A 17748-nucleotide genomic window follows, 5' to 3' on the forward strand; every position below is an offset into this window, starting at 1 on the left:
TGAAATTGTTAAAAACAAAATTTCTATTAGCGGGTATTTAATGTTGCCTTTATTGATTCTTCGAGGGTCTTTTAAGGAGGTGAAAGCGTTAAGGAATGTTTCTGAATAAGCGACCTGAGTCTTATGGCGTATCATTTTTTTTTATTCAGAACATCTTCCGAATAAAAAATTATAATTGTAAATATACACCTTTTAATGCTAGGACAACCCCATTTTTTTTAAAGGCGATTGCCCTGAGTTTGCTATCTAACTTAATGGTGCCGCCCAGATATTCTGTATAAGTTTTAACAATGTAAAGACCTAAACCGCTACTTTTATCTTGATTGCTGGTTATTTTAGCCGACATATAAAAAGGTTCGAACACTTTATCTAGTTCTTCAAAACCAATTCCGGGACCATTGTCTTTAATAGTAAACCGAAGAAACCTTGCATCATTTGTAATGACAATTTTTGCATGTACATCTACAATGGCTTTAGAACCACTATAATTTAAGGCATTGTTAACAAGGTTCAATAAAATTTTACTTAAGATTATTTCATTTGATATAATTGACACCTCTCCTTTAGGAGTATGCCATTTTAAGACTTGCCCTTTTGTAAGAGCTATCGCAGCAATTGTTCTTAAATTAGCCTCTAGAAATTCTTTTAAAACAAGAGGCTTTAACTCATTACTTGCTAAATTAGTGCTTGTTAAATCGAGTTGCATTAAACGATTAAAAGTTTGTAACATTCTTTCACCACTTTTATAGATGAGCTCACCATAATGGCGCGTTTCTTCGCTAGCGGTTTCAGATTCACTTATAAGAGTTGCTAAACCCATAATTCCGTTTAAAGGCGTTCTCATTTCATGGCTCATATTACTTAATACAACGCTTTTTAAACTATTAAAACGAACAGCTTCTCTAACCGTTTTAATCATGGCATCTACTTTTATTTGCAATTGCTTTACATCAACTTTTATTTGTAACTGCTTTTTCTCTCCTTGCAATAAGAAAATGGTGTAATTTAATTCGTTCACTTCATTTTCAAGAATCAATTCGGGTTTAATACCCTTAGATTCTAATCGTAAAGAATTCAAAATATTGGCTTTTAAAGCATTTCCTAATCCGAATATAAAATTTCTATCATTTTCTTGCCATGGCAGCGATTCGTTTTTAACCAATTCGTATTGGATATCAAAAATTTTGTGGGGTGTTAAGGCTTTAGAGACTTCAAATTCTTTTTTGCCATTAGGTTTACCTGCCCATTTATGAACCTTAACTTTTTCTTCTCGGTAAAATAATAGCACAGAATTATCGGGATCATTTAGCTTTATTGCAACAAAACCAGATATTCTAGCGTTTAAATCGCTTGTGATTTCTTGCTTGTAATGCCCAAATAAGGCATTAATTTTATATTCTTTCTGGTTAATTTTCTCTAGCTCTACTAATTTATTTAGAATATCTATTTCTTCTATTACAACTCCATGGTTGGTCATCTTATTTTTGCTGTAGATGGTAAAACCAACTAATTTTAATTCTTTAGATAGTTCATCCCAATCATGAATAATTAACTCCTTAATTGTTTTAGACATCGTATTCTGTCTAATATTCTTAAAAATACTTTTTTGAATATTCCAGAGACGATTTTGCTCTTTTACCTGAATCGTTTGCAACCAAAGAGAAAGACCGTTTGAGAAAAAAATGCTCAATAATCGATTATTAAAAGAGAGTGATTTCGGCCCCGTATAATGATGACAAATCATCATACCCCAAGAGGTATCGCCCTTTACAATATTTGTACCGAAGGTAGCTGTAACGCCCATCTTTTTAAGAAATTGAATATGAATGGGGTTTACGGTTCTAAAAACACTCTGACTCAAATTAACTTGTTTAGCATACTTTAAACCAAGAATTTGAATTCCTACATCATGCACATCAGAAATAGATCTATTAAGACTTTTTTTACCCTCTTCATGAGTTTGTCTTGGTACATCTTTAGCCAAATACCGCAAACCTAAAAAAGATTCTAAATTTGAAGATTTTTCTTCCGCTAAAACTTCTCCCTCACCATTATCATCAAATTTGTAATACATAACACGATCAAAACAAGTTATAATTTTAAAATGTTTTACAGCATTAGATGCCATCTTTTTTTCATTTTTAAAACTATTAATCCCTTTTAGAAAGATGTCTAAAGAGTTTAGTTTTGTAATTAAACTTTTTTGTTCTTTTTCATTGAAGACCTCTAATTCTATAATTATTTCTTTAAGATTAGATTTTGAAAAACGCAATTGATGAGGAGTCTCTTGCCAATCAACTAAAGTTGCATGTACTTCGCTTGCCCTTTTACTATTAGTAAAACTAGTAAAGCTATTGATAATTGATTGATTAAAAAAATTGCTTAACGTAATCTGTTGAGACTTTTTTCGCAGAGGCGCTATGATTGAATTTAAATTAGACGAAAAATAAATCAGCTCTAAATTTAGGTTAAACCCAAATAAAAGTCCGTTACTTTTAATTTTTCCCAACTGATGATTTGATTCATCTTGGTTTCTCTGAATAGCTAAGTTAAATTTTTCGGATACGTCTTCTTCTATATTGGTTTGCAAAATAGATATTGTTTTGGGGGTTTTATGATAGCAAGTAAATAAAATTACTAGTTAAAAGTAGTTTTTTTACAATTATATAATTTCTATGTATAAACACTTATTCTTTATAAGTGAGCACATATACCCATAAAAGACCCAAATATGATTGTTGGTTTTTGAAGTGATAAATCGTTTATAATTTTTTTCTAACAATTTTGATCGTAAAATTAAGAAATTAAATCACCTTACTTCTTCTACTTAAAAATAGTAAGCTCTATTTTGGTATAAAATGTTTTGAAATTATAAATGCAAAAGCCAAGAGTTTTCGCAGAAATACAAGATCATCAAATATTAATTATCGAAATTACACACGTTTTTAAATGCACTTTTTAGTTATATTTTTTTTAAAAAAAGTGAATAAAGTAGTCGAAAAATCGTTTAAAAAATTTATTTACTTAAACTCCTTTTAAACAGACTATTTCAATAGTAAGCCTTTTTTACTAACTTTCATGGATTTACACATTTTTTCAACCAGATATATATCAATATTTTCTAAAATGAATTGATCTCTTATAAGTCGCTCTTGAAGATTTGATATTAAATGGAGAAAACAATATTTTCGGGTTGTTTGCTCACTGCCTTTTTTAAGATGTTACGCTCCATGGTTACATTCTTTAGTTATTTTTTTAGTGCTTTGAGCTCTTGAGCTTCAAGAGATATTTCTTTCTTTTTTGAAAAATCTTTAGATTTCAAATTGTATTCGCGTTTCCATCGCCCAACCATACCGAAACTTAAGTTATAATCCTCATTAACTTGTTTGCTTTTAACACCAAAATTTAATAGTTCGATTATCATAACTTTAAATTCATTGTCATACTTTTTTGCCACAAGTAAACTATAAAATTTATAAGCTCATAAAAATCGTCACATCAAAGGTAAACACTCCAAAAAATTTAATAAAGAGCATTTAATTCTTGTTTAAAAGATGCTTAAACGGCGTACTTTAAATTTAGATGTTGGAAAAAAATATCAATAATTTCTATAAAAAACTACATTCATCATTAGGATCTGCGTGATTATCTGTAAATTTAAGGTTCGTTACATATCTTATTCAAAACAAATGAAAATTGAAGATTTAATAGGCAAATTCTCTATTATAGGCAACAACCAAGACGAAGAAGAAGATTCTTATAAAGGAACACTTACGTTAAGTTTAGATGAAAATAATCGAATTATTGCCAAATGGCTCATACATAAAATGCAAGAGCAATTAGGCACGGGCTTTTTTCATAGCAATATTTTGGTTATCAACTTTAATTATAAGGGAGTTGAAAATAAAATCTATAAGGGAGTTGTTGTTTACAAATGTTTGACTGCAGATATTTTAGAAGGGTTTTGGTCTGAAAAATTTGGAGACCCCAAATTTTTAGGAAAGGAAAATTGCTTTCGTATTAAAAATGAATTGATTAATTAAAAACTACTATCCAGTTTTAAAAACTCTTCAAACGGAAAAACATCTCTTAATACATTTCTTTCTGATCTGGTTGGGCAGGGTGTAAAAGATTCTTTCTGAACATCTAATTGATTAAAACACTCTTTAATTTCTTTGAAATAGCCTATAATATCTGATTTTAAATAAATAATAAAATCGAATTCTGTTTCGTTCAATAAAAACCTAGCCCCTGCTTTAACAGCATATTTTAAACCTTTATCATGTTTATTATCTAAAATAAAAACATCTGAATTTGTACTAGATTGAAATTTAATTTTATCTAATGCTTTGCTGATATTTTTTGAATTGCTATTATTAACAAGGCATATTTTAAAATTATTTTCGTCTAAAATTTCAACAATTTCATTTACATTAATTGTCTGTTCATCGTTGTTAAATACTATGATAATACCTGAATTCATTCGAAAATTAGTTTTATTATGTTGTTTTCTTAAGAAAGTTGTTCTTTCTAAATTATTTTATCACTGTTGCAAATCAGAATAATTATTCTTTTTTACGTATTATTTTTAGTTAAAGTCTTTAATTATTTTAAGAAGTATCTAAAAACATTAATTCACAGCAGTATTTATTTAAATTTCTACATGTTAAAATATTGTAATACATTTTCAATGTTTCTCTTACTTAATTTATAGTAAGATCATTTTTTTGAAGCGAAATATAAGGTGGCTAACTATTGAAATTATTTTACAATACTCTTTTTCTTAAGGCTATTATTTTTGATAAAGTTGAGAGGAAGTGCACTATTTGTTATGCGACATTATTTTAAAATGCTTCTAACAAATTTATTTAACTCGTGTAAAACGAGATTTATCATTACGAGAAGTATAGATATTATCTAAAGCTGTATAATTATATGGCGGCAAATTATCCATTATTTTTAACGTTTCAATACTGGTTGCATTTGCTTTATTTTTTAAATAAACAGGATTTTCTATCGTGAAATTCTCATTTAAATCAGCATAATTTTGAGCCTGTAAAGATGTAATAACAGTCGATAATAAGATTAATAATAATTTTTTCATGATATGTATTTTGGCTATCACAAATTTAAATTTAAACAGATTAAACTCTCTTAATTTTCGCTATTTACGAGCGTAGTGTAGACGAATCGAGAGTATGTTTAGACGAAAAACTTATAGTAAATCTAAGCGTTTCATTAACTCGGGTCTTTTAGACCTACTCACAGGAATTACGTCTTTTTTAATAAGCACGCTGTTGTCTTCAATATCAATAATTTTTTTAATATTGATAATATAAGAACGGTGTATTTTTAAAAATAACGAATCTGGTAATTTTTCTTCTATCTTTTTAAGTGTAGAGTGTACTACATAATTTTTATCGTCTGTTTTAATGTGTATATAATCTCCTTTTGCTTCTATCAAATAAATACTAGGTAAATCTATTTTAATTAAGCGTCTGTCTATATTTATATAAAAATCGTTTGCAATATCTTGTTTATTTGAACGTGAAGCAATTTTGTCTACTTTCTTGTTTTCTGCTTTTATAACTGCTTTTTGAAAACGAGATAACTCAATAGGTTTTAATAAATAATCTACAATAAAATCATATTCGAAGGCTTCTATTGCAAATTTAGGATCTGAAGTGGTTAATATTATTTTAGGCGGATTTTTTAATGATTTTATAAAGTCTAAACCATTAAAATCTGGCATATGAATGTCTAAAAAAATTAAATCTACCTTATTTTCATTTAAAAATTTAAGTGCTTGGATTGCATTAGAAAATTCTTCTAAAATTTCTACATTTTTAATTTCTTTGCAAAGAGTGGTTATAATTACTCTTGCTATTTTTTCATCATCTACAATAATACACTTCATAGCTTTATAGTATTTCTATAAAATCAGTTATTGTGGTTAATGTTTTTTCGAAATCTTTAGAACCATCAATACTGCTTTCTCTTAAGTTATGTTCATAGGCATTTGCCAAACCATAACTTTTTTCGAGTCCCAAAATACTAATTTTATGCTTTAGTTTATGAACATTTTCCTCAATTTTTTTAAAATCTTTTTTTTCGAAACTTTCAAAATACTCTTTTCGTTCTTCCGGAAACTCACTTTTAATAACATCTACTAATGTTTTTCTCACCGCAGCATCACCTCGAGCAAGCTGCTCTATATAATCAATATTTGGTTTTTCCATGCTTATTTTTTTAATGTAAAGTAAAATGTGGTTCCTTTATGTACCTCGGATGTTAGCCAAACTTCTCCAGAATAAATATCTACAATTTTTTTAACAATAGATAGCCCTATTCCGTTAGAATCTTTTGAACCGTTCAAAGACTGAAATATTTTAAAAATTTTATCAAAATGTTGCTTCTCGATTCCGATTCCGTTATCTGATATCGAAAAGGTATAAAAATTTGCATCCGCTGCTACATCAATATTTACAAATCCTTTTTCTTTGTCTATAAATTTAATAGCGTTGCTAATTAAGTTTTGAAATACTTGCTGAAATTTAGTCTTATCTCCCCTAATAATCGGTAATTTATTTAAAATATTAATAGAAATATTTCTAGGAACAAACAATACCGTTTTTAAATCTTCTATTAAAGCATTTAAATCTACATCGTCGTTTATTTCTAAATTTGCGCTTATGCTAGAGTATTCTAAAATATTAGAAATTAAATTCTCCATCGTTTCTAAAGTAGCATCTACATCTTTAAAATTTTGCAGACTCATCGCATCAAATTTACCTACATTATCAGCTTGAATCCAACTATTTAAGGCAGAAATACTTCTTAATGGCGATTTTAAATCATGAGAAACAATATGCGCATATTCTTCTAATTCTTCGTTACTTTTTGCTAATTTTTTTAAAAGTTGGCGGTTTTTAATTTCAACTTTTTTTCTTTCTCTTAAATTAATGGCACTTCTAAATTGAAGAGAAACCAAATTGGCTATATTTTCAATAGTTTTTAAATGTGCCTCTACAAAATAATTCTTATTCTTATGTTCTGCATCGATCACAGCAATAACCTGCCCGTCATTAATTATAGGCACGGTAATTTCAGACAATCTTCTTTCATCATCTTCTACATAGCTTTTATCTTTGCTAGTATCGCTTACTATTTTTGCAATTCCTGTTTTAGCGACATTGCCTACAATTCCCTCACCAAAAGACAAAACAACCTTATTTAAAATTTGTTTGCCTTGCGTGGTTCTATTTTGAAACGCTGCAATTTGCTCTAAAGTTTTTACTTTTTCATCAACCAAATAAATAACGCAATCATTTGTACTTAAATAATCGGCAATACTGCTAGAAACTTCCCAAGCTATTTCATGCAAATCTTCTTTTCCTAAAATAGATTTCATGATATTATTAATCATATCAAGAACTAAACGCTTTTCTCTTTGAACTGTTATATCTCTTATAATACCCTGCGCAGCAATAGGTATATTATTCTTATCATAAACAACACTCGCATTAATATTTACCCATTTTACTTCTCTATTTTTTGTGATAACCCGAGCCGTATAATTAGAAAAACTACCCTTTTCAATTAATTCTGAAAACGAATCCATTGCGTACCCAAAGTCTTCTTGGTAAATAAGATTTACCACATTTATTTTTTCTTTAAAGTGATCGTAGCCAAATAAATGAACCGCATTATCGTTCATTTTAATTACAGCGCCATCAATATCCATAACGATATAGGCATCATTAATGTTTTCAAAAATACCTTTTAATTGAGTTGTTTTTTCGTCTAAAAGTTCTTCAAGTTTAGCGTTAACTTTGTGCAATTCTTTAGCAGTATTAAAAAGTTTTAACGATTTAATTTCAAGAATTTGTTCAGCTGCTTTTCTAGCCTTTTTTTGCCGTAACAAAGCTCTTTCTAAAATTTCTATTTTTTTTTGCTCATTCAAACTTTAAGAGGGAATAAATTCGTTAAGACTCCAATATTTAAGTATCGTGTTAATTTTTACTTCGTAATCATCATTTTTAGAAGGCTTTAAAAGACACCCTGCAATACCAAGTTTATAACAAGTAGCAATATCGGTACTAGTATTTACAGCGGTTAAAACAATTACAGGTATAGACCTAAAAATAGTATTGTTCTTTAAAATTGATAAAAATTCAATTCCGTTAGAAGCTGAAATACTTAAATCTAACAAAATAATATTTGGTAAACTCTTTTCTAATGCTGCTAATGCCAAGTTTGTATTAGAAACTAAAATTAAATTATACTGTTCGCTTTCTTTAGAAATGGCCTTTTTTAGTTTAATAATTTCAACCTCATCTTGCTCTATTAGTAAAATACTTAATTTACTTTTTATCATTTTTACTGTTATAAATGCTTAAAGGTAGCTTAATTTTAAGGTAATTGTAAAGAATAGTGTTCAATATAATCATAGCGTAGATGAAATTCGAAAACTTATAGATGAAATTTTATTTATTTTATATTTAAAGTCGTTCTTATCCGATAAAAGACTCAAGATTGCTGCGCTTTTAGAACCAACCTATTTGCCGGCAGGCAGGGAACCAAAACTTGACCCTAACTGCGTGACAAACAAACAAACAAACAAACAAACAAACAAACAAACAAACAAACAAACAAACAAACAAACAAACAAACAAACAAACAAACAAACAAACAAACAAACAAACAAACAAACAAACATAAATTAAGATAAAACTAGCTACTGTATCTTCATGAAATTATTTGCAAAAAAGCAAGGTGTCCTTTAAAAAATCCGCAGAGTCCTTTATTTTAGCAGAATTTATCAAACTAAAAATATTTTTTATCAGACACTACTGAATATGAAGTCGTTCTTATCCAATAAAAGACGCAAGATTGCTGCGCTTTTAGAACCAACCTATTTGCTGGCAGGCAGGGAATCAAGATTTAATGCTAACTATCTGACAAACAAACATAAATTAAAATAAAAACTGGCTACTGTATCTTCATGAAATTATTTGCAAAAAAGTAAGATGTCCTTTAAAAAATTCGCAGAGTCCTTTATTTTAGCAGGGTTTATCAAACTAAAAATATTTTTTATCAAACACTACTGAATTTTAAGTAGTGAGAAAGAAAAGTTTGTAAAATTAATGACAAACACTATTTGCATCTATGAGTGATGTTAAATTAGGTGTTAATGGAGAAACATAAGGAATGCCTAAACCTAGACCTCTCAAAATAAATAAAACCCCCATAAAAACAACGACTACAGGAATTACTTTTTGAATTTTTTTTCTTAAATTACCTTTTGTAAAGTTGCCTAAATACACAAAAGCAGTCATTAACGGAATGGTACCCAAACCAAACAAGAACATATATAAACTTCCTGTAAAAGCATTTGATGTTGCAATTGCGCCAAAAACAGCCATATATACCAAACCACACGGTAAAAATCCGTTTAAAAAACCGATGGTAAAAAAAGTGTCGTTTCCTTTTTTCTTGAGCTCTTTACCTAAAGAGTTTTTTATTTTTAAAATAATAGTACTTACTTTTTTTGATAGCGATAATTTCTGTAGAATCTTCGGAAATAAAATAACTAGAATCATTACAGCACCCACAATGATAGAAAGTTGTTGCTGAAACCCAAAAAAATAGAAACCGCTGCCCAAAAAACCGAAAAGCAACCCGATTAAACTGTAAGTAAACAGTCTGCCTAAATGATAACTTAATACTTGCAAAAAACCTTTCGTTTTATTCTTGCGCTCTATGGGCAACATAAAAGCAATTGGCCCGCACATGCCTATGCAATGAAAACTGCCTAATAAACCAAATATAATTGCAGATACAAGCATTAGTAAATCAGTTCTTTTTTAAATAAATAATTAGTGTTTTTATAACTCCAAGTAATCTTAATGTTCCAGCGACCATCTAATAAACGTTTCTCAGGCACGAGCAAATATGTATTAGAAATTAAAATCGGAATTTCAAAATCTAATTGTTTATTAGATGGTCTGTAAAGGAACATTTTTCCTTTAATTTCTTTTGATAAAAATTTTTCAGGAAATTGTACTTGTAAACCTTCTTCTGTTCTTTTAATCGTTAATTTTTCTTCTAGATTTGCTAAATTCTGACTCGCATCAATCTCTTCTTGAAACTTTAATTCTTGCTCGTAATAGTCTTCTACCACCAAATCATACCTAAAGGCTTTGTCGGTGCTCATAGTAACTACAAAATACAGAATAAACGCCATAAAAGCGATAATGGTAATTACAATTCCTGTTCCCCAGCCTATTTTCATAATTTATTTTAGTTGTTATTTTTATAAAATCATCATTGCGAGACCCGAAGCAATCTTTTGATTATTTAATTAACCGCTTGCTTCAATTGTTGTGCATTCGTTAAAACGCATTAAACCATAATTAAGATGTCTATTTAATGACCTCCAACCTCTCTACTGTCTATTTATTTATAACTCCTCGGACCTAAAAAGTTTGTTTTTGTGGTTTCTATTAATTGATCACCACTAAAAACGCCAATTTCTATAGCTACATTATCGCCTTTTAAGATTGATGTTGGCAACTCTATAAATAAGGTACCTTCTGCTAAACCTTGTTTTGGTATGATAAAATGATGATTAGAAACCAGCTTTATTACTCCCTTGTGAGATAAAATTTTATAACTAACATCTTCTATATCTTTCGTTGTTTTATTAATCACTTTGTACGTGTACACATTACTTATAATATTGTTTTCTTTATGCTGATATAATTGCCCTGGCAATCTTAATATAGTTGCTTCAACATCGTTTCTTAAAAATAACATTCCGATTAAAACACCTGTTAAGATGAGTAATACTGCCGAATATCCTTTTATTCTTGCACTCAATTTAAAAGGTTGTTTTTTTACAATATTGTCTTCACTTGCATACTTAATTAACCCTTTTGGCAAGTTGATGCTTTCCATAATATGATCACATTCATCGATACAAGCCGTACAATTTACACACTCTAATTGCGTTCCGTTTCTAATATCGATTCCTGTTGGGCACACCACAACACATTGCTTACAATCAATACAATCTCCTTTTCCTAGCGCTTCTCTATCCTCATTTTTTTTGAATTTAGAACGCCCTTCTTCGCGTTCTCCTCGTTTAAAATCGTAGGCAACGTTAATCGTTTTATTATCGAGTAAAACACCTTGTAACCTGCCATAAGGACAAGCAATTATGCACACTTGCTCTCGAAACCAAACAAACACAAAATAGAACACACAGGTAAAAATTGTTAATGAAATAAGGGTTCTAATATTATCTAAAGGATTGCCTGTGATGTATGCAATCAAAACATCGCCACCAATTAAATAGGCTAAAAACACATTGGCGATTAGAAAGGAAATCACAAAGAATAGGAACCATTTTAAAAGTCTTTTCTTAATTTTATCGGCATTCCAAGGTTGTTTGTCTAATCGTATTTGTTTTCCTCGATCACCATCAATCCAATATTCTATTTTTCTAAAAACCATTTCCATAAAAATAGTTTGAGGGCAAATCCATCCGCAGAAAACACGACCAAAAATTACTGTAAAAAGAATCACAAAAACAACACCAACAATCATAGAAATTACCAACAAATAAAAATCTTGTGGCCAAAAAGGAAAACCAAAAATATTGAATTTACGCTCTAAAAAATTAAACAGTAAAAACTGATTTCCATTTATTTTAATAAACGGGGCAGATAGTAAAAAAGCAAGTAGAAAATAACTTACGTAGCTTCTATATTTATAAAATTGTCCGCTTGGTTTTTTAGGAAATACCCAAGAACGACCGCCATCTTTATTAATGGTACCAATACTATCTCTAAATTGCTCGTTCTCGAAATTTTCCATACTTACTGCTAAAACTAACTTTCTCTTTTTACTTATTTTTTGTACTAACTTTTGGTAATTTTTTTATTTATTTATCGCGCTTTACCTCTACTTCTTTACTATTCTCTTGAACTACCTCTTTTTTCACAGTAGCATCCACCCATATTTCTCCTTGTGGCGCTTTTCCGTTTGCGGGGGTTGTGCCTTGCATAGAAAGCACATAACTAGAAACTTTTGCCATATCTGCTGGTTTCAGCGTTTTATTCCATGCAATCATTCCTTTTCCGTTTCGTCCGCCATTAGAAATGGTGGTAAAAACATTTTTAATTCCGCCGCCTAAAATCCAATGTTGGTCTGTTAAGTTGGGCCCAATACCTCCGCCTCCATCACCTAAATGACAAGAAGCACAATTTAAATTAAAGACAGCTCTACCTCTATTTAAATCTTTTTCATCGGTTAACAACTGTACATTATCCGCAGTAATTAAATCGGGCGCTGTAGCTTTATATGTGTTAAGTTCCATTCTGGCAGATGCTACCGCCTTTTCATATTCCATTTCAGGTGTATCACCATCCATAATTTGATACCTTACCAAATACACCGCTGCAAACACAATAGATGCATAAAACATATACACCCACCAAGGTGGCAAAGCATTGTCTAATTCTCTTATACCATCATAATTATGGTCTAAAATAATTTCTTGCTCTTCTTCCATTGCCTTTGTTCTGGTAAAATATTGCAACATTATTTTAACCCAATCTTTAGGTGCTTCTGGTATGATGCCGTCTTTTTCGTTTTGTAATTCTTTAGCTCTGGCTATTGCCATAAAATTAACAACTTCTTTTAAAACGATTACTGCTACAAACCCAATTAAAGAAAACCAAACTAGGGGGTTTTCATAAAAATTAAGCGGATTTTTATACGTCATAAAAGATTTTACAAGCGCAAAAAAAGTAATTAGTACAAAAAGTACATAAACTGATGATTGTATCTTTTTTTTCATTTGATAGCTTTTTAATGGTCTAACGGTATGTTGCTCACCTTATTTATATAGTCTTTTTTTGCTGTAAAAACCCACAAAAATAGAGCTACAAAAAAAGTGAAAAATATAATTAATGATATTAAAGGATATATTTCTATACCTGTAATACTTTCTAAATGACCTTTTATAAATTTAAACATACTCTTATTTTTTAGAAGTTTTCTGTTCGTCTTTTACTTTAATATCTGTACCCAACCTTTGTATGTATGCAATCATTGCAACAATTTCTCGGTCTTTCATTTCTATAAAGTCTAAATCGTTTTCTTTGGCGTACTTTTTATCTGCTTCATAACTCGCTGCAAAATCTGGATCTTGATATAAATTTTCTTCAATCTGTTTTCCCTGCGCATTCATTAATCCTTGGGCATTTGCTATTTCTTCTTCTGAATAAGGAACTCCTAACGTAAGCATGCCTTCCATTTTATTTTCTGTATTACTTTTGTCTAACTTATCTTTTATCAACCATTTATAAGAAGGCATTATAGAACCTGGCGATATACTTTGTGGATCGTAAAAATGATTTAAATGCCAGCTATCAGAATATTTTTGTCCTATTCTATGTAAATCGGGTCCTGTACGTTTAGATCCCCATAAAAAGGGATGATCATACACAAACTCGCCTGCTTTAGAGTATTCTCCGTATCGCTCTACCTCACTTCTAAAAGGTCTTATCATTTGAGAATGACAGCCTACACACCCCTCTCTTATGTATAAATCTCTACCTTCTAATTCTAATGGCGAATATGGTTTTACGCTACTAATGTTAGGGATATTCGATTTGACTAACAACGTTGGAATGATTTGTACCGCACCGCCAATTAGAATGGCAATGGTTGCAAAAATTGTTAATTTAATTGGCTTTCTCTCTAACCAAGTATGGTAGGCTTCTCCTTTTGTTCTGTATTTAGAAACCTTCGTTAAAGCCGCAGCTTCTGCTAATTCGTCTTCTACACCACTACCTTGTTTTACCGTTTTTACAACGTTGTACAACATTACAATAGCGCCAATAATAAACATGGTTCCGCCAATGGCACGCATCCAATACATCGGAATTATTTCATTTACCGTTTCTAGAAAGTTACCGTAGGTTAAGGTTCCGTCTGGGTTAAATTGTTTCCACATAGAAGCCTGTACAAAACCTGCCACGTACATTGGTAAGGCGTATAAAATGATTCCTAATGTTCCGATCCAGAAATGAAAGTTTGCCAACCCTACAGAATATAATTTTGTTTTAAACATTCTTGGTATTAACCAATAGAGCATACCAAATGTAAAGAAACCGTTCCAAGCTAAGGCACCAACGTGCACGTGTGCAATAATCCAATCTGAAAAATGTGCAATTGCATTTACATTTTTAAGCGATAACATGGGGCCTTCAAACGTTGCCATACCATAACCCGTAATTGCAACCACCATAAATTTTAAAACAGGATCTGTTCTAACTTTATCCCAAGCACCTCTTAACGTTAACAAGCCATTAATCATTCCGCCCCAAGAAGGCGCTAATAACATAATAGAAAATGCAACTCCTAGGTTTTGTGCCCAGTTTGGTAATGCGGTGTATAATAAATGGTGCGGACCTGCCCAAATATAAATAAAAATTAAAGACCAAAAGTGTACAATAGACAAGCGATAAGAATACACGGGTCTGTTTGCTGCTTTAGGTACAAAATAATACATTAAACCTAAAAACGGCGTTGTTAAGAAAAATGCAACCGCATTATGACCGTACCACCATTGCACCAAGGCATCTTGAACACCTGCATACACAGAATAACTTTTTAAGAAACCAACGGGTAAGGCTAAACTATTAAAAATGTGTAAAACGGCAACAGTTACAAATGTTGCTAAATAAAACCAAATTGCCACGTATAAATGACGCTGTCTTCTGTTTAAAATTGTCCAGATCATGTTGGCACCAAAAGCAACCCAAACAACCGCAATCATAATATCTATTGGCCATTCTAACTCTGCGTATTCTTTAGAAGAGGTGTACCCTAAAGGCAGTGTAATTGCAGCGGCAACAATAATTGCTTGCCAGCCCCAGAAATTAAAATTACTTAAAAAATCGCTTGCCATTCTGGCTTTTAACAACCTTTGTAGTGAATAATAGACTCCTGCAAAAATTCCGTTACCAACAAAGGCAAAAATTACAGCGTTGGTATGTAAAGGTCTCAAACGCCCAAAACTTAACCAAGAAATTCCGTCTGTATAATTGGGGAACAAAAACATAAAAGCCAGCATGAGCCCTACTGTAAAACCTACAATGCCCCATAGCAATGTTGCGTAGATGAATTTTTTTACGATTTTATTGTCGTAATAAAATTGTTGCATTTCCATATTTTAATATTTAATTTGTTGTTGATTTATTCTTTTCTTTTACAAGTTCATCATCAAACAACATGCGAACAGAAGGCGTATAAGTGTCATCATATTGTCCCTTTTTTACAGCATATATAAATGCTATAAAGAATACAATTGCCACTAGAATACTTACTGTTAGTAGAAGGTATATTACGCTCATATCTTGCCTGATAATTTGATAGAGCAAAAATAATAATGATTGCTTTTTTAAAATATGACTTTTGTCATGTTTCTTAAAAAGGTGTTAAAATTTATTTTTTTTATGTGAAGAAGAAAATTTCAAAAACTTTAAAGAACATATGTAATGCTTTCATTTAAAGATTAAATCTTTTGATACTGACACAAGTATTTTTAAATATTATTATTTCGGTGTATCTTTTACGCTATCTTCAATTTATCGAGAAATTTAAAAGGTAAGTTGTAGTGAGTATCTATTTTAAATCAATACTGTTTCTCTACTAATTTTAATCAAGTTTTTTTTGCTTCTTGCTTCTTGTTTCTTGTTTCTTGTTTCTTGTTTCTAAATTTTAAAAGCTCTTATTCTTATCTCTAGCAGTACTAAATTTTTATATAGTTTGAGAAAATAGCTGGGTAGTTGGTTTTTTATCGAGCAAATGAACATCAAAAGCCATACAAATATTCCGTACAAAAGGTCTTGCATGTTCTGGAATAGAAAGTGAATTTTCTGTAATAGTAACCAAACCATCTGCTTGCAATTCTTTTAATAAGTGTAAATGCTTCTCAATATTTTCTATTTTAGTCGCTGGTTTATCCCACGAAGTGGAAAAATGACACATCATATTTAAAATATGTTTTCTGATAATGGTGTCTTCTTCGGATAAAATATGACCTCTAAAAACAGGGATTTCACCAGAATTTACCATCTGCTGATACTCTTTTACTGTTTTTACATTTTGTGCAAATGCATACCATGAGTCCGAAATTGCAGACATGCCCAAGCCAATCATTACTTGTGTTTTATTGGATGTGTATCCCATAAAATTTCGATGCAATGTTTTGTTGATGGTTGCCTTGTATAAACTATCGGTTTTTAAAGCAAAATGATCCATGCCAATTTCTTCATACCCTAAAGTTGCAAACAAATCTTTTCCTATTTCATACAAAGCTCTTTTTTCATCATCTTTTGGCAAATCGTCGTCGTTAAATCCTCTTTGTCCAACACCTTTTACCCAAGGAACATGCGCATAACTGTAAAAGGAAATTCTGTCTGGTACTAATTCTTTGGTTTTCTGAATTGTATGGATTATATGTTCTTTGGTTTGATGCGGAAGCCCAAAAATTAAATCGTGACTTATAGAAGTGTAGCCAATTTCTCTTGCCCATTTGGTTACTTGTGCAACGGCTTTAAAAGGCTGAACTCTATGAATAGCTTCTTGAACTTTTAAATTATAATCTTGCACGCCAAAACTCACTCTGGTAAAACCAACATCATATAAAGTTTGTAACTGCTCTTTAGAAGTGTTATTTGGGTGTCCTTCAAAACTAAACTCTGCTTCTGAATGTCTTTTTGCAATTTTAAAAATACCATCAATCAATAATTTTAAGTGCTCTTTAGAAAAAAAGGTTGGCGTGCCACCACCTAAATGCAATTCTTTAATTACCGGAACTTCATTGACCAAAGCAACATACAAGTGCCATTCTTTTAAAACGGTTTCTATATACGCCTCTTCTACCTCATGACGCTTTGTTATGTGTTTATGACATGCACAGAAAGTGCACAAACTCTCGCAAAACGGCAAATGAATGTACATACTGATGCCTTCTTTTTGGTTACTTTCTGCAAAAGAATCTTTAAAAGTTTGTATCCATTTTTCTTTGGTAAACGTTTCTGAATTCCAAAAAGGAACTGTTGGATAACTTGTATATCTAGGTCCTGCAATGTTGTATTTTTGAATAAGTGATTTCATTTTGATTGCTTTTTTATACTTTATCTACGTTCTTTACAGTATCTAATTTTGATAGCGTTAACCGCACAATACTTTCTTCTTTTGCGATAAGATTGTGTACGCTGTTTTCTTTTAAATAAATTAAATCGCCTGCATTTAGCTGTTTAACTTCTTCCTTTACACCAAAATCAATACAGCCTTTTAATACCTGAACAACAATAGGAAGTGGTGCTTTATGATCTTTCATTATTTGACCTTTTTTAAACACAATGCGTATTTCTTTTGAAAAATCGGTTTCTAATACCATTGAGATTGCAGGTTTGCTTTCGTTAAATGTTATGTTTTCTAAAAAGGAGGCTACTTTCATAATTTTTATTTTAATTTGTTCTTTTCTTACGGCACAGGCACAAAGCTACAATGGGCTATGCATACTATGTGCACCGTTATTTTTTAATTATTTCTTTGCGCTAGTTCCTTACAGACATACAAACTGAACGGCATTTATACATCAACTTTTTTCATCTTCATTTCTTTGTTATTTTACAAAAAATCAACAAGCATCATTTTTTGCGC

17 protein-coding genes and 1 pseudogene are annotated in these 17748 nt (G+C 30.6%); 1 reads left to right on the forward strand and 17 read right to left on the reverse strand.

The window, feature by feature from the left end; all coding sequences use genetic code 11:
• Positions 1-169 precede the first annotated feature (169 nt).
• Both ES044_RS16615 and ES044_RS16620 read right to left on the reverse strand, forming a co-directional pair.
• The gene (locus tag ES044_RS16615) at positions 170-2590 is read right to left on the reverse strand and encodes an ATP-binding protein (protein WP_147187419.1); all 2421 of its coding nucleotides are present in this window, start codon (positions 2588-2590) and stop codon (positions 170-172) included.
• A 475-nt stretch (positions 2591-3065) separates the two neighbouring features.
• Positions 3066-3457 (reverse strand): annotated as a pseudogene (locus ES044_RS16620) (transposase); the annotation flags it as partial.
• A 232-nt stretch (positions 3458-3689) separates the two neighbouring features.
• On the opposite strand from ES044_RS16620, the gene ES044_RS16625 reads away from it, so the two are divergent.
• On the forward strand, positions 3690-4043 hold the full coding sequence (locus ES044_RS16625; protein ID WP_147119855.1) for a hypothetical protein: 354 nt from the start codon (positions 3690-3692) through the stop codon (positions 4041-4043).
• On the opposite strand, the gene ES044_RS16630 is transcribed toward ES044_RS16625, so the two are convergent.
• From ES044_RS16630 to ES044_RS16700, 15 genes are all read right to left on the reverse strand, one after another.
• Positions 4040-4483, reverse strand: coding sequence for a hypothetical protein (locus ES044_RS16630; RefSeq protein ID WP_147119854.1), 444 nt, complete (start codon positions 4481-4483; stop codon positions 4040-4042). The two genes, ES044_RS16625 and ES044_RS16630, sit on opposite strands and share 4 nt — an antisense overlap.
• A gap of 381 nt (positions 4484-4864) precedes the next feature.
• Positions 4865-5104 carry a hypothetical protein gene (locus ES044_RS16635; protein WP_147187420.1) on the reverse strand — a complete coding sequence of 80 codons (240 nt, stop codon included), beginning with the start codon at positions 5102-5104 and terminating at the stop codon, positions 4865-4867.
• Positions 5105-5215: 111 nt separating this feature from the next.
• Positions 5216-5917: a LytR/AlgR family response regulator transcription factor gene (locus tag ES044_RS16640; protein ID WP_147187421.1), complete on the reverse strand. Its 702-nt coding sequence runs from the start codon at positions 5915-5917 to the stop codon at positions 5216-5218.
• A 4-nt stretch (positions 5918-5921) separates the two neighbouring features.
• Positions 5922-6239: an Hpt domain-containing protein gene (locus ES044_RS16645; RefSeq protein ID WP_147187422.1), complete on the reverse strand. Its 318-nt coding sequence runs from the start codon at positions 6237-6239 to the stop codon at positions 5922-5924.
• Positions 6240-6241: 2 nt separating this feature from the next.
• On the reverse strand, positions 6242-7963 hold the full coding sequence (locus ES044_RS16650; protein ID WP_147187423.1) for an ATP-binding protein: 1722 nt from the start codon (positions 7961-7963) through the stop codon (positions 6242-6244).
• 3 nt (positions 7964-7966) lie between these two features.
• The gene (locus tag ES044_RS16655) at positions 7967-8377 is read right to left on the reverse strand and encodes a response regulator (protein ID WP_147119849.1); all 411 of its coding nucleotides are present in this window, start codon (positions 8375-8377) and stop codon (positions 7967-7969) included.
• Positions 8378-9143: 766 nt separating this feature from the next.
• Positions 9144-9848: a sulfite exporter TauE/SafE family protein gene (locus tag ES044_RS16660; protein WP_147119848.1), complete on the reverse strand. Its 705-nt coding sequence runs from the start codon at positions 9846-9848 to the stop codon at positions 9144-9146.
• Positions 9848-10294 carry a FixH family protein gene (locus ES044_RS16665; RefSeq protein WP_147119847.1) on the reverse strand — a complete coding sequence of 149 codons (447 nt, stop codon included), beginning with the start codon at positions 10292-10294 and terminating at the stop codon, positions 9848-9850. Before ES044_RS16665 ends, ES044_RS16660 begins: the two co-directional genes overlap by 1 nt.
• Positions 10295-10458: 164 nt before the next feature.
• Positions 10459-11880, reverse strand: a complete 1422-nt coding sequence (ccoG, locus tag ES044_RS16670; RefSeq protein WP_147187424.1) for a cytochrome c oxidase accessory protein CcoG — start codon at positions 11878-11880, stop codon at positions 10459-10461.
• 67 nt (positions 11881-11947) lie between these two features.
• Positions 11948-12865, reverse strand: a complete 918-nt coding sequence (locus tag ES044_RS16675) for a cbb3-type cytochrome c oxidase N-terminal domain-containing protein (protein WP_147119845.1) — start codon at positions 12863-12865, stop codon at positions 11948-11950.
• Between the two features lie 11 nt (positions 12866-12876).
• Positions 12877-13044, reverse strand: a complete 168-nt coding sequence (locus ES044_RS16680) for a CcoQ/FixQ family Cbb3-type cytochrome c oxidase assembly chaperone (RefSeq protein ID WP_147119844.1) — start codon at positions 13042-13044, stop codon at positions 12877-12879.
• A gap of 4 nt (positions 13045-13048) precedes the next feature.
• A complete protein-coding gene (gene ccoN, locus ES044_RS16685; RefSeq protein ID WP_147187425.1) occupies positions 13049-15244 on the reverse strand; it encodes a cytochrome-c oxidase, cbb3-type subunit I in 2196 nt (731 codons plus the stop codon).
• 10 nt (positions 15245-15254) lie between these two features.
• Complete coding sequence (ccoS, locus tag ES044_RS16690; protein WP_147187426.1) at positions 15255-15428, reverse strand: cbb3-type cytochrome oxidase assembly protein CcoS; 174 nt, start codon at positions 15426-15428, stop codon at positions 15255-15257.
• A 406-nt stretch (positions 15429-15834) separates the two neighbouring features.
• Complete coding sequence (gene hemN, locus ES044_RS16695) at positions 15835-17196, reverse strand: oxygen-independent coproporphyrinogen III oxidase (RefSeq protein WP_190311510.1); 1362 nt, start codon at positions 17194-17196, stop codon at positions 15835-15837.
• Between the two features lie 13 nt (positions 17197-17209).
• A complete protein-coding gene (locus ES044_RS16700) occupies positions 17210-17542 on the reverse strand; it encodes a cupin domain-containing protein (protein ID WP_147119840.1) in 333 nt (110 codons plus the stop codon).
• Positions 17543-17748 lie beyond the last annotated feature (206 nt).

Source organism: Polaribacter sp. IC066, from assembly GCF_007997085.1.
Taxonomy (GTDB): Bacteria; Bacteroidota; Bacteroidia; order Flavobacteriales; family Flavobacteriaceae; genus Polaribacter.

What these genes read in the sequence shown, in the direction of transcription:
- ES044_RS16625 (WP_147119855.1), top strand. Translation starts at nt 3,690, where the DNA reads ATGAAAATTGAAGATTTAATAGGCAAATTCTCTATTATAGGCAACAAC.
- ES044_RS16630 (WP_147119854.1), bottom strand. Translation starts at nt 4,483, where the DNA reads ATGAATTCAGGTATTATCATAGTATTTAACAACGATGAACAGACAATT.
- ES044_RS16635 (WP_147187420.1), bottom strand. Translation starts at nt 5,104, where the DNA reads ATGAAAAAATTATTATTAATCTTATTATCGACTGTTATTACATCTTTA.
- ES044_RS16640 (WP_147187421.1), bottom strand. Translation starts at nt 5,917, where the DNA reads ATGAAGTGTATTATTGTAGATGATGAAAAAATAGCAAGAGTAATTATA.
- ES044_RS16645 (WP_147187422.1), bottom strand. Translation starts at nt 6,239, where the DNA reads ATGGAAAAACCAAATATTGATTATATAGAGCAGCTTGCTCGAGGTGAT.
- ES044_RS16655 (WP_147119849.1), bottom strand. Translation starts at nt 8,377, where the DNA reads ATGATAAAAAGTAAATTAAGTATTTTACTAATAGAGCAAGATGAGGTT.
- ES044_RS16660 (WP_147119848.1), bottom strand. Translation starts at nt 9,848, where the DNA reads ATGCTTGTATCTGCAATTATATTTGGTTTATTAGGCAGTTTTCATTGC.
- ES044_RS16665 (WP_147119847.1), bottom strand. Translation starts at nt 10,294, where the DNA reads ATGAAAATAGGCTGGGGAACAGGAATTGTAATTACCATTATCGCTTTT.
- ccoG (WP_147187424.1), bottom strand. Translation starts at nt 11,880, where the DNA reads ATGGAAAATTTCGAGAACGAGCAATTTAGAGATAGTATTGGTACCATT.
- ES044_RS16675 (WP_147119845.1), bottom strand. Translation starts at nt 12,865, where the DNA reads ATGAAAAAAAAGATACAATCATCAGTTTATGTACTTTTTGTACTAATT.
- ES044_RS16680 (WP_147119844.1), bottom strand. Translation starts at nt 13,044, where the DNA reads ATGTTTAAATTTATAAAAGGTCATTTAGAAAGTATTACAGGTATAGAA.
- ccoN (WP_147187425.1), bottom strand. Translation starts at nt 15,244, where the DNA reads ATGGAAATGCAACAATTTTATTACGACAATAAAATCGTAAAAAAATTC.
- ccoS (WP_147187426.1), bottom strand. Translation starts at nt 15,428, where the DNA reads ATGAGCGTAATATACCTTCTACTAACAGTAAGTATTCTAGTGGCAATT.
- hemN (WP_190311510.1), bottom strand. Translation starts at nt 17,196, where the DNA reads ATGAAATCACTTATTCAAAAATACAACATTGCAGGACCTAGATATACA.
- ES044_RS16700 (WP_147119840.1), bottom strand. Translation starts at nt 17,542, where the DNA reads ATGAAAGTAGCCTCCTTTTTAGAAAACATAACATTTAACGAAAGCAAA.